The organism is Colwellia sp. 5_MG-2023 (assembly GCF_030547795.1).
GTDB lineage: Bacteria > Pseudomonadota > Gammaproteobacteria > Enterobacterales > Alteromonadaceae > Colwellia.
This window is the reverse complement of sequence record NZ_JAUOPW010000001.1, coordinates 31972-58274: the sequence shown is the minus strand read 5'-3', so window position 1 is coordinate 58274 and position 26303 is coordinate 31972. Positions and strand designations below refer to the sequence as shown.

General features: G+C 36.2%; 21 protein-coding genes. 13 read left to right on the top strand and 8 right to left on the bottom strand.

Annotated elements, in window-relative coordinates:
* Positions 1–202: 202 nt before the first annotated feature.
* Positions 203–1912 carry a proline--tRNA ligase gene (locus Q4496_RS00245; RefSeq protein ID WP_215972463.1) on the bottom strand — a complete coding sequence of 570 codons (1710 nt, stop codon included), beginning with the start codon at positions 1910–1912 and terminating at the stop codon, positions 203–205.
* A gap of 262 nt (positions 1913–2174) precedes the next feature.
* Between Q4496_RS00245 and Q4496_RS00240 the strand changes: the two genes are divergently transcribed.
* Positions 2175–2798: a LysE family translocator gene (locus Q4496_RS00240; protein ID WP_215972464.1), complete on the top strand. Its 624-nt coding sequence runs from the start codon at positions 2175–2177 to the stop codon at positions 2796–2798.
* Between the two features lie 32 nt (positions 2799–2830).
* On the opposite strand, the gene Q4496_RS00235 is transcribed toward Q4496_RS00240, so the two are convergent.
* A complete protein-coding gene (locus tag Q4496_RS00235) occupies positions 2831–3715 on the bottom strand; it encodes a GyrI-like domain-containing protein (RefSeq protein ID WP_252727423.1) in 885 nt (294 codons plus the stop codon).
* A 110-nt stretch (positions 3716–3825) separates the two neighbouring features.
* Between Q4496_RS00235 and Q4496_RS00230 the strand changes: the two genes are divergently transcribed.
* A complete protein-coding gene (locus Q4496_RS00230; RefSeq protein WP_215972465.1) occupies positions 3826–4980 on the top strand; it encodes a PLP-dependent aminotransferase family protein in 1155 nt (384 codons plus the stop codon).
* Between the two features lie 329 nt (positions 4981–5309).
* Here the strand turns inward: Q4496_RS00230 and rne are convergent, their stop codons facing one another.
* Positions 5310–8597, bottom strand: coding sequence for a ribonuclease E (gene rne, locus Q4496_RS00225; RefSeq protein ID WP_303609732.1), 3288 nt, complete (start codon positions 8595–8597; stop codon positions 5310–5312).
* A gap of 728 nt (positions 8598–9325) precedes the next feature.
* On the opposite strand from rne, the gene rluC reads away from it, so the two are divergent.
* Positions 9326–10336 (top strand): 23S rRNA pseudouridine(955/2504/2580) synthase RluC, encoded by a 1011-nt coding sequence (gene rluC / locus Q4496_RS00220; RefSeq protein ID WP_303601682.1) that lies wholly within the window; start codon positions 9326–9328, stop codon positions 10334–10336.
* A 25-nt stretch (positions 10337–10361) separates the two neighbouring features.
* Complete coding sequence (locus Q4496_RS00215) at positions 10362–11009, top strand: HAD family hydrolase (protein WP_303609731.1); 648 nt, start codon at positions 10362–10364, stop codon at positions 11007–11009.
* Positions 11010–11076: 67 nt separating this feature from the next.
* Here Q4496_RS00215 and Q4496_RS00210 read toward each other — a convergent pair whose 3' ends face one another.
* The 3 genes from Q4496_RS00210 to Q4496_RS00200 form a co-directional block, all read right to left on the bottom strand.
* Positions 11077–11448 (bottom strand): hypothetical protein, encoded by a 372-nt coding sequence (locus Q4496_RS00210; protein ID WP_215972469.1) that lies wholly within the window; start codon positions 11446–11448, stop codon positions 11077–11079.
* A gap of 51 nt (positions 11449–11499) precedes the next feature.
* Complete coding sequence (locus Q4496_RS00205; protein ID WP_215972470.1) at positions 11500–12078, bottom strand: YceI family protein; 579 nt, start codon at positions 12076–12078, stop codon at positions 11500–11502.
* Between the two features lie 334 nt (positions 12079–12412).
* Positions 12413–13012 (bottom strand): nucleoside triphosphate pyrophosphatase, encoded by a 600-nt coding sequence (locus Q4496_RS00200; RefSeq protein ID WP_303609730.1) that lies wholly within the window; start codon positions 13010–13012, stop codon positions 12413–12415.
* 157 nt (positions 13013–13169) lie between these two features.
* Between Q4496_RS00200 and yceD the strand changes: the two genes are divergently transcribed.
* From yceD to mltG, 9 genes are all read left to right on the top strand, one after another.
* On the top strand, positions 13170–13682 hold the full coding sequence (gene yceD, locus Q4496_RS00195) for a 23S rRNA accumulation protein YceD (RefSeq protein WP_215972472.1): 513 nt from the start codon (positions 13170–13172) through the stop codon (positions 13680–13682).
* Positions 13683–13730: 48 nt separating this feature from the next.
* Positions 13731–13901, top strand: a complete 171-nt coding sequence (rpmF, locus tag Q4496_RS00190; RefSeq protein ID WP_215972473.1) for a 50S ribosomal protein L32 — start codon at positions 13731–13733, stop codon at positions 13899–13901.
* Between the two features lie 44 nt (positions 13902–13945).
* A complete protein-coding gene (gene plsX, locus Q4496_RS00185; protein ID WP_289847526.1) occupies positions 13946–14995 on the top strand; it encodes a phosphate acyltransferase PlsX in 1050 nt (349 codons plus the stop codon).
* A 52-nt stretch (positions 14996–15047) separates the two neighbouring features.
* Positions 15048–16016: an ACP S-malonyltransferase gene (gene fabD / locus Q4496_RS00180; protein ID WP_303609729.1), complete on the top strand. Its 969-nt coding sequence runs from the start codon at positions 15048–15050 to the stop codon at positions 16014–16016.
* Positions 16017–16050: 34 nt separating this feature from the next.
* Positions 16051–16785, top strand: coding sequence for a 3-oxoacyl-ACP reductase FabG (gene fabG, locus Q4496_RS00175; RefSeq protein ID WP_215972475.1), 735 nt, complete (start codon positions 16051–16053; stop codon positions 16783–16785).
* Positions 16786–16948: 163 nt separating this feature from the next.
* Positions 16949–17182: an acyl carrier protein gene (gene acpP / locus Q4496_RS00170; RefSeq protein ID WP_159820781.1), complete on the top strand. Its 234-nt coding sequence runs from the start codon at positions 16949–16951 to the stop codon at positions 17180–17182.
* Between the two features lie 120 nt (positions 17183–17302).
* Entirely contained in the window at positions 17303–18538 is a 1236-nt protein-coding gene (gene fabF / locus Q4496_RS00165) for a beta-ketoacyl-ACP synthase II (protein ID WP_303609728.1), read from the top strand.
* Between the two features lie 128 nt (positions 18539–18666).
* Complete coding sequence (gene pabC / locus Q4496_RS00160) at positions 18667–19479, top strand: aminodeoxychorismate lyase (RefSeq protein ID WP_303609727.1); 813 nt, start codon at positions 18667–18669, stop codon at positions 19477–19479.
* A gap of 18 nt (positions 19480–19497) precedes the next feature.
* Positions 19498–20502: an endolytic transglycosylase MltG gene (mltG, locus tag Q4496_RS00155; protein ID WP_303609726.1), complete on the top strand. Its 1005-nt coding sequence runs from the start codon at positions 19498–19500 to the stop codon at positions 20500–20502.
* Between the two features lie 202 nt (positions 20503–20704).
* Here the strand turns inward: mltG and Q4496_RS00150 are convergent, their stop codons facing one another.
* Both Q4496_RS00150 and Q4496_RS00145 read right to left on the bottom strand, forming a co-directional pair.
* Positions 20705–24424 (bottom strand): translocation/assembly module TamB domain-containing protein, encoded by a 3720-nt coding sequence (locus tag Q4496_RS00150; RefSeq protein ID WP_303609725.1) that lies wholly within the window; start codon positions 24422–24424, stop codon positions 20705–20707.
* Complete coding sequence (locus Q4496_RS00145) at positions 24421–26172, bottom strand: autotransporter assembly complex family protein (protein WP_303609724.1); 1752 nt, start codon at positions 26170–26172, stop codon at positions 24421–24423. The genes Q4496_RS00150 and Q4496_RS00145 overlap by 4 nt, the downstream gene beginning before the upstream one ends.
* Positions 26173–26303 lie beyond the last annotated feature (131 nt).

The window sequence follows — 26303 nt, the reverse complement described above, 5'->3', positions numbered from 1 at the left end:
AGGGTACTTCTTTTGTATAGGGGTTAAGGTATAGTCCATTGTTGCTAAAAATGCTACGCATTGAAATAGCTAAGAGTAAGTTTTTAATGATAATTTGTGATTGTTTTGTATAAAACAGTATAAAAAGCAATTTTATTGGTATTAACATAACAAAAAAGGAGCCTAAGCTCCTTTTTATTCACATCACAATGATAACTAACATTTAACTAAAAAGTGACATAACATCATCAATAGCAATCAGTGATTTTTCACCTGTAATGCGGTTTTTCAATTCGACTTGTTGAGCATCGAGGTTGCGTTCGCCAACAATCAATAAATATGGTGTCCCCATTAATTCATGATCAGCAAACATAACACCTGGACGTTCTTTTCTATCGTCAAACAAAACATCAATATTGTTTTGTTTTAATGTTTCATATAACGCTTCAGCCGTTTCTTTTACGCGTGCTGATTTTGCCATATTCATTGGCACAATCGCAGCTTGGAATGGGGCAATAGCTTCAGGCCATTTAATGCCATATTCATCATGATTTTGCTCTATTGCAGCAGCCACAATACGAGAAATACCGATACCATAACAACCCATGGTTAACGTTTGGTTTTTTCCACCTTCATTTAATACGGTACAGTTCATTGCTTTAGCGTATTTGGTGCCTAATTGGAAAATATGACCAACTTCAATACCACGTTTGATAATTATTTTTCCTTGGCCACAAGGGCTTGGATCACCTTCAACAACATTACGTAAGTCTGCAATTTCAATGTCTGAACAATCTCTTTCCCAGTTTACACCGGTAAAGTGCATATCATTTTCATTAGCACCACAAATAAAGTCACTTAATTGTGCCGCAGTTCTATCGACAATCACTTTAACATCTAGCCCAACAGGGCCTATAGAGCCTGCTTTACAATTTGCAGCAGACATTATTTGATCATCGGTTGCAAATGCTAATGGTGTTGCTACTTGTGGTAAGTTTTCTGCTTTAATTTCATTGAGTTGATGATCACCACGTAAGACAAGGGCAATAATAGGTGTTGTACCATCTTCATTCTCAACACCACAAACAAGCAATGTTTTAACTGTATTTTTGATATCTACTTTTAAAAAGTCAGTAACATCTTCGATACTGGCCACATTGGGTGTAGCAACTTTAGTTAAATCTTGCGTAGGCTCTGCTCGTTGCTCAGTTGGTGCTAAAGCTTCAGCTTTTTCAACATTCGCAGCAAAGTCGCTAACATCACTGAAAGCGATATCATCTTCACCTGATTCTGCTAACACATGGAATTCATGGCTTGCGTCACCACCAATTGAACCACTATCAGCTAAAACGGGGCGATAGTTTAGTCCTAAGCGATCAAATATACGACAATATGCATCAAACATTGTTTTATATGTTTTTTCTAAACAATCGTCCTCTAAATGAAATGAATAGGCATCTTTCATTAAAAATTCACGACTACGCATTACACCGAATCTAGGTCTAATTTCATCGCGAAATTTGGTTTGAATTTGAAATAATGAAAGTGGTAGTTGTTTATAACTACTTACTACATTAGCGACTAACTTCGTTATCACTTCTTCATGAGTTGGGCCTAAAACGAAAGGACGTTTATGACGATCATTTAATCGTAATAATTCTGGGCCATAATCATCCCAACGACCCGATTCTTCCCATAAATCAGCAGGCTGAACCATAGGCATTAATATTTCATTAGCATTCGTGCGTTGCATTTCTTCACGAACAATATTTTCAACTTTTTTTAATACACGTAAACCTGTTGGTAACCATGTGTATAGACCTGAGGCAAGATTTCTTACCAGCCCAGCGCGTAGCATTAATTGGTGGCTTATTACTTCTGCACTAGCAGGAGTTTCTTTTAAAGTAGACAGTAAGTATTGACTGGTACGCATTACTAAGTATTTCCGAAAAAATCATGTAAACGAAATTGTAGTACGTTACATGATGACAAATAAAATTGCCGCTATTCTAGCAGGGAGATAAGCGTTGAAACAGAAATAATTTACAATTTATTTGCAAATCTAAAAGTAAGTAATTCTTCAAGTAATAAGACGTTGATTTTTAATTAGTAATTATTGTAAATAAGCTAATTGTGAAAGGTAAGGTTTATTGATAAAGTCGTTATTATTGTCATTATTATGTTGAGCGTGCTGCTTGTTAGACTTTACTTTAGTTAGCTTATTTATTCCGACCTTTTTTATTGTCTCAATTACACCCGGTATGTGTATGACTTTAGCTATGGTGCTGGGTATGTCTATTGGTATTAGAAAAACGTTATGGATGATGTGGGGTGAGTTAATTGGCGTAGCCATTGTGGCTGTATCATCAGTTATTGGTGTGTCAGCCATTATGCTTGAATTACCACAGATATTTGATATTTTAAAATTTATTGGTGCGGGGTATTTGTTTTATATCGGTATAAATATGTGGCGCTCAAAAGGTAAATTAGCAATTTCAATTAATAATAGTTCAACCGTCAATACCAATAAGGGGAGCTTATTCTATCAAGGGTTTATAACGGCAATAGCTAACCCTAAAGGTTGGGCATTTATGATTTCTTTATTACCGCCTTTTATTAATACGCAATATGCGCTTGCTCCTCAATTATCAGTGTTAATTACCATCATATTAGTCTCAGAGTTTACCTGCATGATGTTATATGCAGCAGGAGGAAAAACCATAGGTAAGGTATTCACGGAACAAAATAATGTAAAGTATTTGAATCGGCTATCGGGTACTTTAATGATCCTTGTTGCTTTATGGTTAGCAGCAAGCTAGTTTGTAAATGTTATTATTCGTTGTGATAACTTTTAACCCTCGTTATCACCTAAATATATAGGTAAACAAAAATCTAAGTCAAACCGTTCATCTTCAGTTAAAAAGTGATTTTTCCGATAATGAACGTAAGCAGGTGTTGATAACATTTTAAATCCTGAAGAGGGCAGCCAATATTCTAAAATATTACTTAATTGTGGTAATAGCTCGCCATATTTTCCTTGTAACTTAAATACAGCATGTAAGCCTCCAGGTATTGTCATACTATTGATTAATCCTCTGCGTTGAATAGGTCGATCAATACCTAAACATGCAACATAACGACACTTATCAAGGGCTACCCAGGCAGGATTTGAATGATGCAAACCGTATTGTTGTGAAAAGTCGCGTTGTTGAATGCTGGCCCATGCATTTAGTTTTTGCCAAGCATTAGCTATAGAACGATCATACCCTTGATGACGGACATAAGCGACATGTCTCTGGGGAAGGTTTATTAATTCACATTTAGGTACAGTCATTGTATTAAGTTGTTGATAGTACTTAGCAACTTCTTTATCAGCTAAAAAGGGTTTATCTTGATGTTGACGATCTTTATTACGCCATTCACCTGGTGACATTGCAAATATTGTTTTAAAAGCACGGCTAAATGATGATACGGATGAAAATCCAGATTTTATGGCGATGTTTAACACAGAAGTTGTTGCGTCAAACATTAACTGGTTAGCTGCAAATTCAATTCTAATTCGGCGAATATAATGATGTACAGGTTCTCCGACAATCGTTTTGAATAGTCGATGAAAGTGTTGCTCTGAATAAGCGGCAATTGCGGCAAGATCTTTTGCGAGTAATGTTTGACTTATATCTTGATGGATAAAATATAATACGTCGTTAATGCGTGAAATTTGTTGGTTAGTTTGCATTATCTTTGAAATTTATAGCATAAATGGACATACATAACAGCATAAACGGACAAGTAAAAAATCTCAAGTTATCGTATTCTACAAGTCATTAATAAAAAACTGTACTTACCATGAAACTAGCAAAATCGTTACAAAATATTCAACCTTCTTATATCCGTGAAATCTTAGCTGCTGCCAGTGCGCCAGGTGTTATATCTTTGGCTGGAGGCTTACCCGCAAATGATAAATTTCCATTGGCACTAATGACAAATGCATTAGTTAATTTACCTAATAGAACTGAGTTGTTTCAATATGGTAATACGGCAGGTTATGCTCCATTATTGACATATTTAAAGGAACGTTATCAATTACCTCAATCACATGATGGAATTGTTTGTACGGGCTCACAGCAAGGGTTAGATCTTATCGCACGAGCATTTATTAATCCTGGCGACATCATAGTGATGGAAGCGCCGAGTTATTTAGGGGCTATTCAAGTATTTGGTTTGACTCAAGCTAACATTAAAAGTGTTTCACAAAGCTTTGACGGACCCGATTTAGACGAATTAGAAATTTGTTTCTCAACTAATGATGTTACTCTTTTTTATGCAGTACCTGACTTTCATAATCCAACGGGTGTATGTTGGTCTTTAGCTGTACGCCAAAAAGTTGCAGCGTTGTGTAATAAATATAAGGTGGCATTTATTGAAGATGTACCTTATAGAGAGCTTCGTTTTAAGGGAGAAGCTTTACCCTTAGTATCAAGCTTTTGTCCTGATAATTCATTGGTACTGCGCTCATACTCGAAAATAGCAACACCAGGCATTAGATTAGGTTTGGTTACTGGTCGAGCTGACTGGATTAATACTTTGAATATTGTTAAACAAGCATCTGACTTACACTCAAGTATTCCAATGCAAGCAGTATTACTAGACTTGTTACAACATGATGGATTTGAACAACATTTAGAAGAGTTAAGACAACTTTATTATAGGCGTTACAAGGCATTATTTAAAAATATCTCATTGCATTTAGTGCCGCTTTGTCAAGTAAATGAAGTTGATGGAGGGATGTTTATATGGCTATCATTACCTAAATGTGATGTAGATGCTTTAGCTAAGTCGGCATTGGAGCATGGTGTAGCTGTAGTACCAAGCTCTGTATTTTATAATGATAGAACATGCGTGACTCCCGCTTTACGATTAAACTTTACTAACGCGAGTGAAGAAGAGCTAGCTTCAGCAGTTGAGCGGTTAGCTGAAGTGATCAAACAGCATTGTGATTAACTCACCTGAGCTCGGTTTAAGGTGTTTTTAATTCATTGAAATAAAGACTAATAAAATTTAACTTATGCTCTAGCTTGATAGTTGTTTTTTCTTCAAGGAAAATTTCGCGTCAATAGCTAATCTATTACAAGTCAATTTAACGATGAAGCAAGTAAAAGTAGCTGTTAGAGAAGAATATATTAAGCCGAGCTCAGGTTAACTAACGTTTTTCACTTTTTCATCATAAGCCCTAGCTATGTAAACTGATTTCAAAACAAGCTAAATTTTAGAATTAAAAAAGCCAGTTGTTAATAATAACAACTGGCTTTTTGCTTATAAGCTTTTAAAGCTTATAACGTTGGTTTTGTCGCTGGTGCAGAGCTTCTACTTGTTACATCGGCAGAAATTGCTGTACGTCCTGAAACTTTATGTGCTACACGGTCTTCATTAGCCATAAAGCTAGTTGGAATCTCGTGAATAGTTGTTATCGTTTCAGTTTTTGTCATTGGTGAAGAAGCACGACCAGATAAGCGGTTAGCTTTTTTCACTTGTCTTGCTAATTTCTTGTCTTTATTTGGGGCTTTTTTGGTAACCTTAGCCTCAACTTTTTTCGATTTAACTTTAGTCTCTGCTTTTGGTGCTTCTTGCTCAGCTTCAACTTTATCAGTAGTTTCTACCTGCACATCATTACTATTATTAGTAACACCATTATCAGCAACCTTATCAGTTGTTTCATCTACTGAAACAGTGTCAACGATAACCTCATTGACGATAGGTTTTTGAGGTTGAACAGCCTTTTTAACTGGCTCTACTACCTCAGTTGAAGTATCAACAGGTTTTTCGCTATCGCTATCGCTATCGTTAGCTGTTGCTGCTTTAGTTGGTGCAGTTTCGTTGTTAACGCTTGATTCAACTTTAACCTCAGTTAATGGTAAATCTTGGTGTTTTTCTTCAGTAATAGCTGGTGTAGCATCAGAAACAACCGGCTCAGCATTAGCAGGCTCAGAAATAACTGGCTCGGCAGTAGTCGATTCAGCAGTCGATTCAGCAATAACAGGTTCAGAAGTAACTTCAGGCGTTGGTGCTTCAGTCTCAACTTTTTTAGCGGTATTACTTTCTTTTTTGACTGTAGCTTTTGGCTTTTCAGTTGTAGTAGCTTCACTAACAGTTTCTGCTGTTGCTTTTGCTACAGGTGTTTCACCTTTCGGGTAACGCGCTTCAATTGCTTCATTATTTTCCGCTGGTGTATCGGTAGCTGGTGCATTTTCAGCTGAACCTTGTACTACTTCATCCTCTGGTTTCTTGTCACGGCGTCTACGTTGACCATTAGAACGTAAGTGTCTTGGAGAACGTCTATTACGAGAACGCTCTTCATTGTTTCCTTTCGTTTCTTCTGTTGTTACCGGTGTCACTTGTTTATCAGTTTCAGCTGCTTTTTCAGTAGTAACCGTAGTGCTAACTGTTTCTGTAGTCGTATTTTTAGCTGGTTTTTTGGGTTTATTAACCGCTTCTTTTTGTTCAGGTACTGCAACTTGAGCTGAAGTCGTGGCTTGCTCTACCTTTGCCTTATTTACACGTACTTTTTTACGGTTAGTTCTGCGTTGACGGCGCTCAGCAACAACTTCTTCTTTTACTGGTTTATTTTTATCATGTTCAGGTTTTTTATTATGCGCTTTAGCTTTATTAGGTGTATTTTTCTTCGTATCATCGCGTTCATTACGTGCATTAGTAGACTTATCATTTACTTTTGCATTACGATTTTGGTTGCGATCATTAGTACGTTCATCATTACGGTTGTTACCACGGTTACCATTACGGTTATTACCACGGCGTTGACCTTGACGATTACGTTGTTGATTATTGTTCTCAGGCTTAGGTTTACTTTCCGTTTTTTTCTCTTCTTTAACTACTTCTTCTGAGGTAAACAAACCTTTTAACCAAGTAAAAAAGCCTGTAGGTTTACTTTCAGAAATAGCCGCTTTATTCGATACTGGTGCTTTCGCTGGTTCCGCAACAGGAGCAACATTAGGTGCTGTCATTCCTTGGCCCATCGCTTGAATTAATGGTTCATCACGTTTAACCGCTACTTTATCAAACTTAGGCATTTTCGCTTCTTCAAGCTCTGCTTGTTTAATCGAAATGTCATAACTAGCTTCACTAACTGTTTCATCATTTTTAACACGTAATACTTCATATTGTGGTGTATCCATATGAGGGTTAGGGATGATTAAAACACGTACGCCATGATGCTTTTCAATATGCATTACTGAACGGCGCTTTTCATTAAGTAAGTAAGTAGCAACAGGCACAGGTACTTGTGCTTGAACGTGTAGTGTATTTTCTTTAATGGCTTCTTCTTCCATTAAACGAAGTACAGACAAAGCAAGTGATTCAACGCCACGCACTTGGCCAGTACCACTACAACGAGGACATACACCTTGGCTAGTTTCACCAATAGAAGGGCGCAAGCGTTGACGCGACATTTCTAATAAACCAAAACGAGAAATTCGGCCTAATTGAATACGTGCTCTGTCTTGACGAACAGAGTCACGCATACGGTTTTCAACTTCACGTTGATGGCGAACAGGGGTCATATCGATAAAATCGATAACAACTAAACCACCTAAATCACGTAAACGTAATTGACGGGCTATTTCTTCTGCTGCTTCTAAGTTGGTATTAAATGCTGTTTCTTCGATATCGCTGCCTTTAGTTGCGCGAGCAGAGTTAATATCGATAGAAGTCATAGCTTCTGTTGGATCAATTACGATTGAACCGCCTGAAGGTAAGCGTACTTCACGTTGAAATGCCGTTTCAATTTGCGTTTCAATTTGATAATGCGTGAATAGAGGAACATCACTGGTATAAAGCTTAATTTTACTCAAGAAATCAGGGCGTACTATTTCAATATGCTTTTTAACACTTTCGAATGTTTTTGGGCGATCAATTAAAACTTCGCCAATGTCACGGCGTAAATAATCGCGAATAGCGCGTAAAATAAGGTTGGTTTCTTGATGAATTAAAAAAGGTGCTTTACGACTTTCAGCTGCATCACTGATTGCTTTCCAATGATGTAATAAAACGCTTAAATCCCATTCTAATTCTTCATAAGCTTTACCAACACCGGCAGTACGAACAATAAGTCCCATGCCTTTAGGTAGGTCAAGTTTACTTAGTGAGGTTTTTAAATCAGTACGTTCATCACCTTCAATACGACGTGAAATACCACCAGCACGAGGATTATTTGGCATTAATACTAAATAACTACCGGCTAAGCTGATAAAAGTAGTTAACGCAGCGCCTTTTTGACCACGTTCTTCTTTGTCGATTTGAACAATTACTTCTTGGCCTTCGTGTAATACATCTTTGATGCTTGGACGACCTTGGAATGTATAACCTTTAGGGAAGTATTCACGCGCGATTTCTTTCATTGGTAAGAAACCATGGCGATCAGCACCATAGTCAACAAAAGCGGCTTCTAAAGAAGGTTCAATACGTGTGATTTTTGCTTTATAAATATTTGATTTTTTTTGTTCATGGCCAGGACTTTCGATATCTAAATCGTAAAGTTTTTGTCCATCAACGAGTGCTACACGCAATTCTTCCGATTGGGTAGCGTTTATTAACATACGTTTCATAGTTTGTGTGACTCAATTTTAAGTCACAGCACACTAGTGCTTAGTACACAAAGTAGTGCAATCTGTAGTGATGTAACAGCATTTTGTCAACCTCACGGGTGTCAATCCTAACGTGTCATCAAACCACGATAAGCTGTTATAAATTTTGATTGTTTCTATTGGCTATGACCTGACTTATTCAAGTATCATAGCGTTCTTGTTTCTTTATGTGCTCAGCGAATGTGCTGTGCGCACTTATATTTGCAATTAAATAATAAAAATTTGCTTAGTGATGTTTTACACTTCTTTGTTGCGCATTTAATTATTAAATTAAAACTTTTTTGCAAAATAAGTTAATTTAAATAAATTGCTTTATGGAGCTGGACTAGTATCTTTTAGTGATAAAACTGTTTATGTCATGATTAACAAGTTACACGCGTTAATTGTACAATAGGCCGTACTATTAATGTGTCAATTACCTTTTTATCGGTTATGCATACTAATGTGGCCGCAGTTTGCCTCTTACATCTCTCTGTAAAGCTTCAAATATAATACTTTTTTATTCACTGTGTAGGTAAGTTTTTATTTAGAAATTTACCCAGTAAATAACGTTGTTAAGTATTAACCTCGTCATTATCCCTTATAAAGTATGATAAGCCAATAAAAAAACAGATTAAATGTCAAAATGCAGTAAAAAAAGTATGTTAAACTGCGTGTCATTAAGAATCTAAGTTAATTAAACGCAAGCCATGTCACAAAAACCACTAGTACAAAAAGCAGAGATAAAAAAATCAAAGGGTGATGAAAATCAAACTGACGATAAACCACAAGTACAATATATAACTATTGATGGTGAAGATGCCGGTCAGCGTATTGATAATTTTTTATTAAGAACCTTAAAAGGTGTTCCTAAAAGTCATTTATATCGTTTAATGCGTAAAGGTGAAATACGTGTAAATAAAAAACGTATTAAACCGGTTTATAAGTTATTGGTTGATGATGTTGTGCGAATTGCGCCAATTCGTGTATCAGAAAAAGCAGATGCTGTATCTACAGGTCTAAGTATTGTTGCTAACCTTGAAAAACAAATATTATTTGAAGACGACCGATTAATTGTTATTAATAAACCGTCAGGAATGGCTGTTCATGGCGGTAGTGGTTTAAGTTTTGGCTTAATTGAAGCGCTTCGTTCTCTTCGCCCTGATGCTCGTATGTTAGAGTTAGTACATCGACTTGATAGAGATACGTCAGGTTGTTTGGTGGTTGCTAAAAAACGTTCGGCATTACGTCACTTACATGAACAACTACGCAGTAAAAATGTTCAGAAATTTTATCATGCTTTGGTGAAAGGTCATTGGCCAACTAAATTAACCCGTGTTACTGAGGGATTAAGAAAGAATGATCTTAAATCCGGAGAGCGCGTAGTAATTACCGATAATATCAATGGTAAAGAGTCAGAAACACGATATAAAGTATTAGAACGTTATCGCGGTGCAACCTTAGTTCGTGCTTTTCCTGTAACCGGTAGAACCCATCAAATTCGTGTGCATTGTCAAGTGAGTGGTCATTCTATCGCTATGGATGCAAAGTATGGTCATGAAGGTTTTGATGCTGAGATGAAAAGCAAAGGTTTAAAACGTTTGTTTTTACATGCCGCGAGCATTGAATTTACTCACCCAAAAACAGAAGAGCGTATAACAATAGAAGCGCCGCTTGAGCCAAGTTTGGAAAAATTACTGACTAAATTAGTTAGAGAATAACAAACAACTAAATTAGAACGTATTTATGAAAAATTATAAGTTAATTATTTTTGACTGGGATGGCACATTGATGAATTCGGTTGATCGTATTGTATCGTCAATGCAATCAGCCGCCGACACTGTTGGTTTAGTTACACCAACCAATAATGAAGTAAAAGACATTATTGGGTTAAGCTTGCCTGTAGTATTCGACCGGTTATTTACTGACATAACAGCTGAACAAATAGAAGCCATGTCAGTACAGTACAAATATCAATACCTTGAAGTTAATACTACACCATCGCCTTTATTTAATGATGCGATGGAATTACTTGTTACTTTAAAACAGCACAATAAGTTACTAGCTGTTGCAACAGGAAAAGGTAGAGCAGGTTTAGCAAGCGTCTTAAGTTTGAGTAACACAACGAATCTGTTTCATACAACTCGTTGTGCTGATGAAATGCCATCAAAACCGGATCCTACAATGCTGCTTAGTATTTTATCTGAATTAGGTATATCTTCACATGAAGCGTTAATGATTGGTGATACAAGCTATGATTTAAAAATGGCAAAAAATGCAGGCATTGATAGTATTGGAGTAAGTTTTGGTGTTCATGATAAGCCAACACTTGAAAAGTATTCACCTAAATTTATCGTTGACTCGTTAAGTGAGTTAAAGGCGTTGCTAGTCTAGTTGTTGAGTTACTTGGTTATTTAAAATACGTTTAAATGACAGCATCTGTAAAGTTCTCAAATACTACTTATTGATTATCGCGCTGTTTATGCCAAACCAAGCATATCAATAGAGCAAATATACCACTGAGATACGTTGCGATAATAGGAATGATTGTAAGCTGATATTCATGTTCATGATCTTCTGGATAAAAAGAATCTCCTGATAAGAACCAAGCTGCAATAGCGCCTACAATGAACCAAATAAGGGCAGCTTCTCTTTTGTAACTTGGTGCTGTTATATAACCACACATAACAACACAAAAAGCAGCAAAAGCACCTATTATAGGCTTTTTCCAAACGCCGATAAGATCAGCAACAATACCAGCAGATATTGCAGAAATTAAAAATAAAGCGATAACCAGAATAATTGATAAAGCAAATCCTTTAATTTGGCTCATATGTATCCTTATTATCGCTGTAAAATCGTGAAGAGATTTGTAGTTTTAAATTTATTGCTGTTTAAATACTAAACTGAATGACACTGGAACAACAGGGCTGATTGACGGAAGATTGGCAACTTCACGCAACTTTTCAATACCAGCGACTAAATTATACTTATTAGCATTAATAATGATTGGGCTTAATGAAAAGGCTAATATGTCATTCTTAGCTAATTTAACTACTTGTATATCTGTTGTTATTTGTTGTGATACGCCATGTAAAGATAAATTGAAACTAATTGTACTTTGGTATGACTCACCAACAGTGAGCTCGCTGAATAACTTTGGATCTAAATTCGCGCTAATATTTGCGTTTGAAAATGAAGCAACGTCAAAAAGCATAGTTTTAACACGTTCATTACGAATAGCAATATTGGTTTCAACACTACTTAAGTCAATAGCTAAAGATAATTCTCCTGTATCTTTGAGCGTACCATTAAGCTTTTTAAAGCTATTTACCTCTCCTACTTTTGATGCTTTAGTTGAAACATAGTTAATGGTTGATTTATCATTCACTAGCTCCCATTGAGCTATCGCGTTTGAAGACAAGAGTAACGTAGATAGTAAAAATACATATTTTTTTAACATTTTTATTCCTTTGGACTTTCAATACAATGACTTTTATTAGTCGATCTACTTATCCTATTAATAGGGTAAATATAATTGTTCACAATAAGCGACGAAAGAACAAATGCCAACTGTTTTCCTATATTAAAGGATTAACAGTCAAGGCGATTATGTGAAATCAAGAATATAATAACAAAATCACTATTGAATAATAATTATTCAATAGTCTAAAGTCTAAAATAAATGTAATAGTAGAACAATAGTTCAGGTTATTTATTGTCTATAAAGAGTGATATTGACCAGACGCTTACACAGCGTCCGGTTACGGCTTTTATTAAGCATTTGCTAGCGGTTGTTAGCACGTTAGGTTTTGTTGCGCTAAGGTATCTAAGCCATGCTCTTTAAGTAAGCTAACTAATTTAATTAACGGTAAACCAATAAGCGTATTAGGATCATCACCTTCAAGTTTTTTGAATAAACAAATACCTAGACCTTCACTTTTAAAACTACCTGCACAATTGTAAGGTTGTTCTGCTTTTAAATAGCTTTCTATTTCTGAGCGCGACAATTCATTAAAATGCACTATAAAAGGTTCAACTAATGAAGTACTAGTATTACTTGCACTATCATAGACACATAAACCAGTATAAAAGGTGACACTTTTATTACTAAACTTAGTCAGCTGCTTTATACCATTTTCAAAGGTATGAGGTTTACCTAAAATTTCACCGTCACAAACTGCGACTTGATCTGAGCCTATAATAAGTGCATTAGAAAATTCACTTGCTACGGCTTTTGCTTTTGCAATTGCTAAACGCTCAACTAACGCTTGAGGTGCTTCATTGGCTAAAGCTGTTTCATCCACATCAGGTTTAGCACATTCAAAAGCTAAGTTGAGTTTTTCTAAAATACTTTTACGAAAAGGGGAGGTAGAGCCTAAAACTAAGGTTTTCATGAAGATCCTTAAAAATGTGGGAATTGATCAATTTTGATGAACAATTAAACAATAATTATCATATTACTGTTATTATTGGGTCAATCTATCGTTTTTAAACAAAATAAGCTAATTTTCTTTTGACAGTTGCCTCTTGGAGCTTTATTATGCGCGACTTATGCAGAATCTTAAGCTTCCGATTACAATTAGTCCATCCCGAAGTGCACAGCGCAGGCTTGTGTGTGAAGGTATATTTAACGTGTCGGAAATGACTAGGCTTCTTGCTGTCAGCGAAATGCGCAGTGAGTATGCTCAAGTTAGTGTTAAGTTTGATGTGGATGAACGTGGTTTGACAGTAATGTCAGGCACAGCATCGGCATTAGTTGCATTAACTTGTCAGCGGTGTAATGAGCTTTTTGATATGGAATTAAAAGTAGATTTTATTTTTAGTCCAGCAAAAAATGAAGAAGCAGCTGAAAATATTCCATCATATTATGATGTAATAGAATTAAATGAAGATGGTGAAGTAAACTTACGAGAGTTAGTGGAAGAAGAGTTTTTACTTTCTATTCCATTTATTCCAAGGCATAACATTGAAGACTGTTCAGCTGATGCTGATACGGTTTGGGGTGAATTGCCGGAAGAGCTTGAGAAGCCGAACCCATTTGACGTATTAAAACAATTTAAATAGTTAAACGCATTTAGCAATTTAACTAATAACCCGATTTAGGAGTAACTCATGGCAGTTCAAAAAAGCAAAAAGTCTCGTTCAAGACGTGGCATGCGCCGTTCACATGATGCTTTAACAGCAGAGAATTTATCAGTAGATCCAGTATCAGGTGAAACACATCGTCGTCACCATGTAACAGCTGATGGCTTTTACAAAGGCGTTAAAGTAATCGCTAACTAAGCGAATTTACTTTAATACCCTATTTATAGCTAATTAATTTTCGCTTGAATAGTCAAGAAATACTAACCTTAGCGTTAGATGTTATGGGGGGCGATAAAGGCCCCTCTATAACAATTCCTTCAGCAATAATGGCAATTAATCATCTGCCTAACTTGCATCTAATTCTTTGTGGTGATGAACAGATCATTACATCAGAACTTGCACGATTAAATATTTCCAAAGAAGCATTAGCTCAACATCAACAGTTATCTATTTTCCCGACCTCAGAAGTTGTTGAAATGGATGAAAAACCAGCCTTTGCTCTTCGAACAAAAAAAGATTCATCTATGCGTAAAGCATTAGATCTTGTTCATGATGGTAAAGCCCAAGCATGTGTTAGTGCAGGTAATACAGGTGCTTTATTTTCCATGGCACATTTTGTTTTAAAAACATTACCTGGTGTTGAACGTCCAGCCTTAATTTCTTCTTTACCTACACATGATGATGACAAACACGTATTTATGCTTGATTTAGGTGCGAATGTTTTTTGTGATTCACATGTACTCTACCAATTTGGAATTATGGGTTCTGTTATGGCCCAGCAAGTTGATGGTATTGATAAACCTCGTATAGCATTACTCAATATGGGGGAAGAATCAATTAAAGGCAGTGACCATATTAAGCAAGCTGCACTTGAATTATCTGACAATAAAGATATCAATTATATTGGTTTTATTGAGGGAGGAGATATTTTCTCTAATAAAGCTGACGTTATTGTTTGTGATGGCTTTGTTGGTAATGTAGCACTAAAAACCTGTGAAGGTGTTGCTCGTTTAGTGTATAAAAGATCAAAAACACTCTTCCAACAGAACATTTTAGTAAAAATGTTAGCTTTTATTGTTAAACCTAGTTTAAAAAAATTATTTAAGTCAATGAACCCCGACCAGTATAACGGTGCAAGTTTGATAGGATTGCGCGGTATCGTTGTAAAAAGCCATGGCAATGCAAATTCAGGCGCTTTTTTCTCCGCTATAATGGAAGCTGTTAAAGAAGTTGAGCGTCAAGTACCTGAGAAAATTAAATGCTCTTTAGAGCAAGGTCTGTCTCCTCAATAATATTTTATTATATTGTCTATATTGTTTATAAACATAAGAGTAACAAATAAAAATGCAAAATATATCCTTACAAGGTGAATTAGCCTTCGTATTCCCAGGGCAAGGCTCTCAAGCCGTTGCTATGTTAAGTGACTTTAGTGACAATGATATTGTTCAAAATACTTTTAAAGAAGCATCTGACGCACTAGGTTATGACTTGTGGCAATTAGTTGCGCAAGGACCAGCAGAACAACTTAATCAAACAAATTTCACACAACCTGCCTTATTAACTGCGAGTGTTGCGTTGTGGCGTGTTTGGCAAGCCGAATCTGATATTTTACCTGCTGTTTTAGCAGGTCACAGCTTAGGCGAATACTCAGCTTTAGTATGTGCAGATGTTATTTCGTTAACTGATGGTGTTAAGTTAGTCGAAAAACGTGGCGAATATATGCAAACTTGTGTTCCGGCGGGTGTTGGTGCAATGGCTGCAGTGATTGGATTAGATGATCAAGCGATTATTGATGCTTGTGCACAAGCACAAGACTCACATGAAGTTAAAGAAGTTGTCGCAGCTGTTAATTTTAATTCACCTGGTCAAGTTGTTATCGCGGGTCATAAAGATGCTGTTGAACGTGCGGGTGAACTGTGTAAAGTAGCAGGTGCTAAACGCGTTTTACCTCTACCAGTAAGTGTACCATCTCATTGTGCACTAATGGCTGATGCTGCGGTTAAGTTAGCTGCCGATCTTGAAGGTATTATCTTTAAAACACCATCAATTAATGTTGTTAATAACGTTGATGTTGCTATTGAAACAAGTGGTGAAGCTATTAAGTTCGCTTTAGTTAAACAGCTACATAGTCCTGTACGCTGGAGTGAAACAGTAACAAAAATTGGCGAGATGGGCGTTACTCAAATGATTGAAGTAGGTCCAGGAAAAGTATTACAAGGATTGGTTAAACGTATCAATAAATCGATTAACTGCGTTTCTTTTAATACAGAAGACTCATTAGTTAAAGCAAAAGAATTGACGCAAGCTAAATAGATTTAATAAAAATAAAAAACAAATAGGAAATATTATGTTTTCATTAACAGGTAAAATAGCCCTTGTTACAGGTGCTAGTCGTGGTATTGGCAAAGCAATAGCGACACAATTACAAGCGTTAGGGGCTACGGTTGTAGGAACAGCGACGTCAGAACATGGCGCAGAAAGAATTTCAGAATATTTAGGTGAGGGCAATGGCCTCGTATTAAATGTGACGAGTGATGATTCTATTACCGAACTATTTTCAGCGATTAAAGACGCACATGGTAGTATTGATATTTTAGTTAATAATGCCGGTATCACGCGCGATAATCTATTTATGCGTATGAAAGATGATGAATGGCAAGATATAATTGATACTAACTTAACTTCTGTGTTTAAGGTAAGTAAAGCCGCGATTCGTCCTATGATGAAAAAACGTAATGGCCGAATCATTAATATTGGCTCTGTAGTGGGCTCAATGGGTAATGCAGGGCAAGTAAACTACGCAACAGCTAAAGCGGGTTTATTAGGTTTTACTAAGTCTTTGGCACGTGAGGTTGCTTCTCGTGGCATAACAGTTAATACTATTGCGCCAGGTTTTATCGATACAGATATGACACAAACGTTAACTGATGAACAAAAAGAGGGGATTTTCTCACAAGTTCCAGCTAATCGTTTAGGTAAACCTGAAGAAATTGCGAGCACTGTCGCCTTTTTAGCGTCAGATACAGCCGCATATATCACTGGCGAAACGATTCATGTTAACGGTGGTATGTATATGGTGTAACCCTTAAATATAAAGGGCTACATTGTTTCGTATCACTATTTTAGTGTAGTAAACAGGTTCGACCACCTAAAAAAATAAAGCTATAGGCTTGCATGGCAGGGCTTTGGCGAATACACTACACGCAATTTGATAAATTACACTTTCAGTAAGTAAAGGAAAAAAAATGAGTACTATCGAAGAACGCGTTAAAAAAATCACTATTGAACAACTAGGTGTTAGTGAAGCAGAAGTTAAAACTGATTCATCTTTCGTTGATGATTTAGGTGCTGATTCATTAGACACAGTAGAATTAGTTATGGCGTTGGAAGAAGAATTTGATACTGAAATTCCTGACGAAGAAGCTGAAAAAATCACTACTGTTCAAGCGGCAATCGATTACGTTAACGCTAATCAGTAATTGCTAACTAGTTATTACTAGTTAATTGTAAAAATGTAATTGAAAAAAAGGCGGTATACTTATCATTTAAGTGACCGCTTTTTTTGTATCTCCTATTTCATAATTAAGAGGTAGAACACAATGAGACGTGTTGTTGTTACCGGTCTTGGTATGCTTAGCCCACTAGGCAATACCCCTGAACAAACCTGGGAAAACTTATTACTTGGTAAAAGTGGTATTCGTAATATTGATCATTTCGATACAACTGAGTATTCAACTAAGTTTGCAGGTTTAGTTAACGATTTTGATGCGCAAAACTATATGGAAAAAAAAGAAGCCAAAAAAATGGATCTTTTTATTCAATATGGTGTTGCCGCAGGCGTTCAAGCAATCCAAGATTCTGGCATTGAAGTTAATGAACAAAACTCACCTCGTATCGGTGTGGCTATTGGCTCTGGTATTGGCGGGTTAGGCCTAATAGAACAAAATCATGAAAAAATGGTAAAAACAGGTAGTCCGAAAAGACTTTCGCCGTTTTTTGTGCCTTCTACAATCATTAACATGATTTCAGGTAATTTATCTATCATGTTTGGTTTGCAAGGACCTAATATTTCTATTACTACAGCCTGTACTAGTGGCGTGCACAATATTGGTCATGCAGCTCGCATGATTGCATACGGTGATGCTGATGTTATGGTGGCTGGTGGTGCTGAAAAAGCATCTACCACATTAGGAATGGGCGGTTTTGGTGCAGCACGTGCTTTATCTAGACGTAATGATGACCCTCAATCGGCTTCACGTCCTTGGGATAAAGATCGTGATGGTTTTGTTTTAGGTGATGGTGCCGGTGTTGTTGTTGTTGAAGAATATGAACATGCCAAAGCACGTGGCGCAAAAATTTATGCTGAGTTAGTTGGTTTTGGTATGAGTGGTGATGCTTATCATATGACATCACCTCCAGCAGATGGTGCTGGTGCAGCACGTGCGATGGAAAATGCCTTAAATGACGCTAAAATAAATGCTAATCAAATTGGTTATATTAATGCGCATGGTACTTCAACGCCTGCAGGTGATATCGCTGAAACTAATGCCGTAAAATCAATTTTTGGTGCCGATGCATATAATGTATTAATGGGATCAACTAAATCGATGACTGGGCATTTATTAGGTGCTGCTGGTGCTGTTGAAAGTATCTTTAGTATTCAAGCATTAGCGAGCTCTTGTGTTCCTCCAACAATTAATTTAGATAATCCAGGTGAAGGTTGTGATTTAGATTATATTCGCGACTCAGCTCGTGATATTAATTTAGATTATGTTTTGTGTAATTCATTTGGTTTTGGTGGTACAAACGGGTCATTAATATTTAAAAAAATATAATAATTGAAGTGACTTGTAACTAAAGCTTGAAATCAATTTATTAAGCCTGAATACTTAGCATATATGTGTAAGTTCTCAGGCTTTTTTAATTTAGTTTTAACCTGTTTTATCTATATAGTGAACCGACAATGAAATTATGTTTAGTTAATGGAATACAACAAAATTATATTGATATTGAAAGTCGTGGTCTTGCTTATGGGGATGGCCTGTTTACTACGGCAAAAGTCATTCATGGTAAAGTAGAATACTTAACACAGCATGTAGAACGTTTAACTTCTGGTTGTGAAAAACTGGGGTTCTCATCTCCTTCATCAGACGAATTAACACAACAATTAGCTGCTATAGCAAAAAACTATCCATTAGCTGTGCTCAAAGTTATTATTGCAGCAAGTAGTGGTGGGCGAGGTTATGCGCGCTCATCAAACAATCATCATGATCTGATCATTATGATCCATGATTATCCGATACATTATGATAATTTGATTCATAGCGGCATTAATTTAGGGCTCAGTAAGCAACAAATAGGTATTAATCCTATGTTAGGTGGTTTGAAGCATTTAAACCGTCTCGAACAAGTTTTATTAAGGCAAGAGTTATCTTTGAGTAATGTGGATGACTTGGTGGTGACAAATATAAATAATGACGTGATAGAAGCAACTAGTGCTAATCTATTTATTTTCTTAAATGACACATTATATACGCCAGACGTTAGTCAAAGTGGTGTAAATGGTATTATGCGTCAAACTATATTGCGCCATTACCCTGAAACCATTATTAAAGCTATTTCTCTAGAGGAGGTTGCTCAAGCACAGGCAATATTTGTGTGTAATTGTGTTATGGGCGTCATGCCTGTGAATAATTATAACGGGCAGGTATTATCATTAGACTTACCCTTAGCAATAGCACTAACTATCCGTAATGGTATTAACCGTGAGCAATAAATTATTAATAGGTTTTTAATGAAAAAAATACTTTATGTTTGTATTGGTAGCGCGATTATATTTATTCTTGGCTTTTTTCTTTTATTAGAAAAAGAAATGAATAAGCCTTTACCAATTACACAGCATCAATTAATTACTATTGAACAAGGTAGTTCTGTTGCTTCATTTTCAAAGGCATTAGAGAGCAAAGGTTGGATAGATAATCGTTTTTGGCTTAGAGTCTACGCACGTTTACAACCTCACAAAACCATTATAAAAGTTGGCACTTATCAAATTTTGCCTAACTCAAGTTTGCAAAATATTCTGACATTAATCACTAGTGCAAACGAGCATCAATTTAAATTCACTATTGTTGAAGGCACAACGTTTAAAGAGCTATTGACTCAATTAGGTAATCATTCAGAGTTAATGCATACTGTAGAGTCATTAAGTATTGAACAAATATCGCAACGATTAAATATAGAACAAGCTAATCCTGAAGGGTGGTTTCTCCCTGAAACTTATGCTTTTACTAAAGGTACAGAAGATCTTCAGATTTTAAAACGTGCTCATGCGTCGATGCAAAACACCTTAAGCAAGCTTTGGCAAGCGCGTGCAGTCGGTTTACCTTATGAATCGCCATATGAAGCCTTAATTATGGCATCAATTATTGAAAAAGAGACCAGTCATATACCCGAACAGCCTTTGATCGCCTCGGTCTTTATGAATCGGTTAGCGAAAAAAATGCGATTACAAACCGATCCTACGGTTATTTATGGCTTAGGTGAACGTTATAAGGGAGACATTACTAAGGCGCATTTAAGAGAGAAAACAGCTTATAACACTTATCGTATAAATGGTTTACCACCAAGTCCTATAGCAATGCCGGGGTTATCAGCTATTAAAGCAGCACTTAATCCCCAAGAGAGTGATTATTACTACTTTGTTAGCGAAGGGAATGGAAAACATGTTTTTAGCCGAACGCTAGCGGAGCATAACAGTGCCGTTAGAGATTATTTGAAACAGCTAAAAGCAAAACAGTAAGCGCAAAAAAATAAGCGTAATTTTGAGCCTGTAACAGCTTTTCTTTACTATATTGCTTATTACGTTGCTTATGGCATAGTTTACTCGAAGGATAATTACCTGTCCGTTCATCAAAAATGCATTTAACAGACGTCAATTGGCAAGAATATGCTTATTAATGTCATTTTTTGTGGGGTACTCCCGTCAGTTAACGACATCCGATTTACTTTATATCAAATGAATAGTAAATATTCGCCGAGTTTTCTAAACCAGAAACAGCTTCAACCCATAAACGACTATAGATATAAAACCTAACCGTCAGCTCTTTAATTGGTTCAGTTACGCCTACGCCGTATTTCACATAAACTTGATCACCTAAATATCCGGCAATAGAAGCTTGTTCATCGTCTCCGTCAATTTCAAGTTTATTGAGCAAGGGGAGCTTTTCTATTTGAGTTAGTACTCCCGAAAAGTTTGTTATTGCCGTTCCTAAGGCCACACCTATTGCAGCATTACTATTATTCGTTTTAGCATCTAAGCCTCGGCCTCTAACTAAATATGATAAGGCTTCTGATTGCTGCATAGTAGGTTTTGAAAACAGTGTAATATGTAAACTATTCGCTAAACCTTTAGCATCAATGCCAACAATGATGTCTTCTTTTTCAATACTACGTGTCGCTTGCATTGAAACATAGGGAGTGTTGGCTGGGCCATTAAAAGATATATTCCCTTTTGTGATTGATAAGTCTTGTCCATAAGCTCGATAACGACCTTCTGGAATTTTTAAACTACCAAATAACTGTAAAGGTTGTTGCGGTTGCTGACTTACTTGTAATTCACCACCGAGGCGTCCAACAAACCCTTGCCCTTCAATTTGGAAAGCGTCAGCGATAGCAACACGAACGTTTGTTAAAATATTAAAAGGTTTCTCAAGGGTGACTTGCTCACCATCATCATTAACAATGATGACATCTTTGCTTAAGCTAACGCTGCCTTGAGGCAACTTGTTGATGGCTAACTTTCCTTTAAGCACTTCTATGCGACCCGATAACTTAAGCTCTGAGGCATTTATTTGTGCATTAAGGTGAGGGGAAATGGTTAATGCTAGATCTGGGGGAACAGAAAAACTTATGGCTTCGCCAGCAAGATTAAAGTTACCTTGTAATTCATTTTGCCAATCAGCATCACCGGTAAGGTTTGCAGTTACTTTATTAACATCAACACCACCTGAAACAATGGCTTGTTGTCCTTTGAAGTCAAAAGCCATATTAATGTTTTCTAGCGTATTCATATTGCTTGCAACTTTTATTTTTCCATCGGTTAATTTCATTTCGCCATTTATAATGGGTTTATCTAACATCCCATTAACCGTGATATTGGTATTTAATATTCCGTCTAATGAAGAGAGCTCGGGAACAAAAACTTGTATTGGCGAAAGGTTAAAATTATTAATGGTAATATGGCTATCTTTAATACTGTTATCAGTTAACGAAATGGACGTACTTGCATTTAATAATTCAGTATTATCAACAGCGGTCGACAAGGTCATGTTTCCTTTTATACTGTTGTCGTTCATTTGTAAATTTAATTGGCCTTGTTCCCATTCGAGCAACTTATGTAATTCATTTTCTTTATTTATTTGTAGTAATCCGGCGTTGATCAGTAATTGTGCATCAATAGATGGGGTAGCATCTGGTTGCCAGCCAATAGAAATATTGCCATTTATGGTATTATCAAAGCGAAATTCTTCAGGTATAAAAGGTTTTAACAGTGCGGTATCTAACTGAAGTGCTACCGTCAAATCTCCCTTAGTCAAATTTAAAACAGTATTATCGTTTAAACATAATTGCGATAAACTTCCTAACCAACAATGCTGATTAATGGCTAGTGTATTTAGTTTATTATTATAAAGCAGATGAATAGGCTGACTTGATTTGAACACTTGTTCACCTAAAGAAAAAGTAGTATTAGCTGCTTGTATCGTTAATTGCTCATCTGTAGGGGAATATTGACTGTCGAGTGATAAATTAAGTGATGAATCGCCAAGCCAGGCTAAATTAATTTGTTGTTGTGCTAAGTCACCATTACTTGAAAAGCTCACCTCTTTAATTGTGTGTTGATTTAGGTTCATTAGCATACTGGTAAACGCCACTTTATGTTCATGATTATTCAAAGGGCGATAGGCGGCATTAAAATGAATGGCATCACTTGAAAAGTTTGCCATAACGAGTTTTTCAATCTCACCTTGTAAAGTTATTTCAGGATCTTGAATAGGTCCCGAAATATCAATTGTTGAACGTAAGCTACTTTCAATATCTTTTAACCATAAGTTGGCATTGTCAACATTTACTCGTCCATTAACGTGCCAATTTTCATCGCTATAGCCGTTAAGGTTAAGTGCTATATCACCATAATCAATAAACACCTTACTTGGTGCTAATTTACCTTGATGGTTAAGTTCAATGTTAGCTTCAGCCAAAAGCTTTATATTATTAATTTGTCCTGTAAGCTTGGAATTTACTAAACTTAATGCCCATTCATCACCATGCCAAAAACCTTTACTGGCAATATTACCCTGTACACGTCCGGATAAACGTTTGTCGATATTGGGCAAAGTAAAGCCTGAGGTATCAAGGTTGATATCCCAAGATAATTTGTCTCCTAACTGTAATTCGCCTACTAAATTTAGTTCATTATCTGCGTTGAAATCTTTTAGATAAAAAGTATTTATCTTAAGCAGATCTTTCTGCAAGTTTGCACTTAATTCAACGGCGACATTTTGATAACCAAACCCACTGAATTCACTGTTAAATTCGATTGTCTGTTGATTAAGATCACCTTGGCTTTGCAATACAAACATTGCAGGGGTAATGACTTGGGTAATATCACTAGGTAACGTATATTGCGTTACCTGGGTGGTTAATTCATAAGGTAAGTTAGCATCGGTTAGATCTATTTTTGCATCAGCGGTTAATGCTAATGTTCCTTCGCTACTTACTGTTATAGCTAAATGAGATAGGTTTCCTTGGAGTAACGTTTGTTGTCTAGAATCATTTAACTCAGGTACTATTTCGTTGTCCTTAATTGTGTCTAACACTGTTATATCAACATTATAAGGTGGAACAAAATCAAGCTTACCTTTTAAAGAAAAAGATCCCATTTTTTGAATGTTTGATGACAGTGTGTCAATAGTGAGTTTTGTTTTAAACCAAGATAAGCGTGCTACTGCATCTTCTATATGTACTAACGTTTCCTCATCACCAGTAGTTATTAACTCATTAACAATAAGCTCTTTAACGGTAAATGACTTTACATTAAATTTGAAAGGTAAATATACCTTTGGTAACGAAGCCAAAGGCCAAGCTGTTTTAGTGGTATTAGCTGGAACAGTATCTGATCTAACTAAGGTTATATGTGCAGCAGCCAGACTGAATTTTTCTATTGTTAGCGCCGCGTCATTGATTTCTAAAATACTCGAGAAATCAGTTAACTTTACCTGTAGGTTTGGATTTTTTATTTGAGCACTTGCTAAATAGAACTGTTTCACTTTAACGGAAAAAGGTAAGGTGAAAATAGGCGGAATAATAATTTCTGCCATAAGTTGATCTGACGACGTGGCGCTATTTTCATTTAAAAGTACTTGCACAGACGCAAGACTCAGTTCATCAATGCATACTTGTTTTTTCCAAAGACAGCGTAAATTTAATGTTAAACGTATGTCTGTTGCATTAACCTCCATTTGCTCATTGTTAATGGCTAAGTGGCTTAACTGTAAATCTTTTAAAAATGCACCGCTGCGATATTTAACTTGTATAGGAGAAATATCGCCAACAAAATAAAGGGTTAGTTGAGTTCCCCAAGGTGTTGAAAGTAATATGGCGAATAAACAGAGTATTCCCGTAAATATTGTAGTCAAGTAGAAGCTAACACGTTTATAAATCATAGTTCTGCGCCAATGCTAAAGTGAATGCGCCATGACGACTCATCTTCACTTAATGGATAACCTAGGGCAAATCGGATGGGGCCAATAGGAGAAATATAATGAATGCCCGTTCCAATAGAATAAACAAAGTCTAATTTGTCTTTATTATTCACACTACCGCCATCGGTGAACAGTGCACCTCGCCATTCGGGGGTAAAGTAGTATTGATACTCTACACTAGCAACAACCATATTCGTTCCGCCAACAACGATCTCTTCTTCAGTGTTATCTCCTTGGGTAAGCGTTATTTTAGGGCCAACCGATTGATAACCGAAACCTCTAATACTTTGATCGCCACCAGCATAAAAACGCAGTGACGGTGAAAGCTCTGCTTCTATATCATCTTTAACAATGGCATAGCCAATTTCAGCTCGGGTCACAATACGATGTTTTGGTGCTATCGATGAAATATATTTCCAACGTGCATTAAAGCGCAAAAATGAAGTTTTAGAGTCCAACTTATCATAGCTTCCCTCTATATTATAATATTGGCGGAAACCAGTACTTGGATCTAAAACTGAGCCTTGCCATTCTTTATCAGACCAAGTAAAACCAGGAATATAATATTTAGCATCATCATCTATACCATCGGTACTCCAGTCTTCAGAAAGGTGTCTAAGGTAAGGCTGGCGCAACATGCTATCTTTTAGGTAAACACGACCCACTTGGAAAGAAAGGAATTTACTTGTTAAGTCTGCGAAATCATTTTCTTCTAGTAAGGCTTTTAATTGTAAAACATCATTATTAGGGTGCGATAAAGGAATACCGTAAATAAAATATCCTGTCGGATTTATTTTTGAATAAGACAACTTCGTTTCTTGTCGATGTCCATAACGGTTAACCAAGGGAGTTTTCCATACCAAAGAAAAGTTTTCTTTGGTATCTGTTGAATAACCTAGGCCTAAATCGAATTGATGTCGTGTTGCTGGCTCTAATGAAATATCAATAGGTAAAGTATGATCAATAATTTTTTCGGTATTAGGCCAAACAATTACATTACTAAAATATTGAGTTTCATCGAGTTCATTTTGTAAATTTTGCAATAAATCTTGTTGGTAATAATCTTCTTTCTTAAAAGGAATTAATGGCGCTAAAACATCAGAGTTTAGCTCGAATGGGGTAAACTTTACTTCACCAAACTGATAACGGACACCACTATCTAAATTAAGAATAATATCCGCTGTTTGTAAATCTTGATGTATTGCGATAGTCGACTTAGTAAATTTAATATCGAAATAGCCACGCTCTAATCCAAGCGAGGTTAAGTCTTCTTTAAATTTTTCGTATTTTCCATGATGCAGCACATCCCCGGTTAGTATCGGAATATTGTTAACTATTGCTGAAAAAGCGGAATCTTTATTTGCATCACCAACAATATTAAGCTGTAATTTTTTTATTCGTGTTGGTTCATTTAACACGATATTAAAAGTTAGTGTCCAAACATCTTTGTCGGTAGCTTTATTAATTACATTGGTTACTACTGCACGGTAATACCCTAAAGCATTGAGTGCATTGGTAACCTTTTTTTTCGCAGTAAATATAAATGCAGCTCGCTCATTACTCTCTTTGGGTAATTTGCCTAAATAGGCATGGATATTTTGCACAACTTCACGAGGTAGTTTATCTGGGAGTTCAACTAAAAGCGTATTTGATAAGGCGTAGGGCGAAATTAAGCATAGTGCAAAAAACAAAGACGTAGTTTTTTTCACTAGATTAAGCTTGCTAATTTTTTGCAATGTTTTTTGTCGTACTTTTGGAGCTACGCTTTGTATTGCGCTTTGAACTATGTATTGCATTTTAACGATTCAATAAACATTTTAATTATTAAAGAAGCACATAG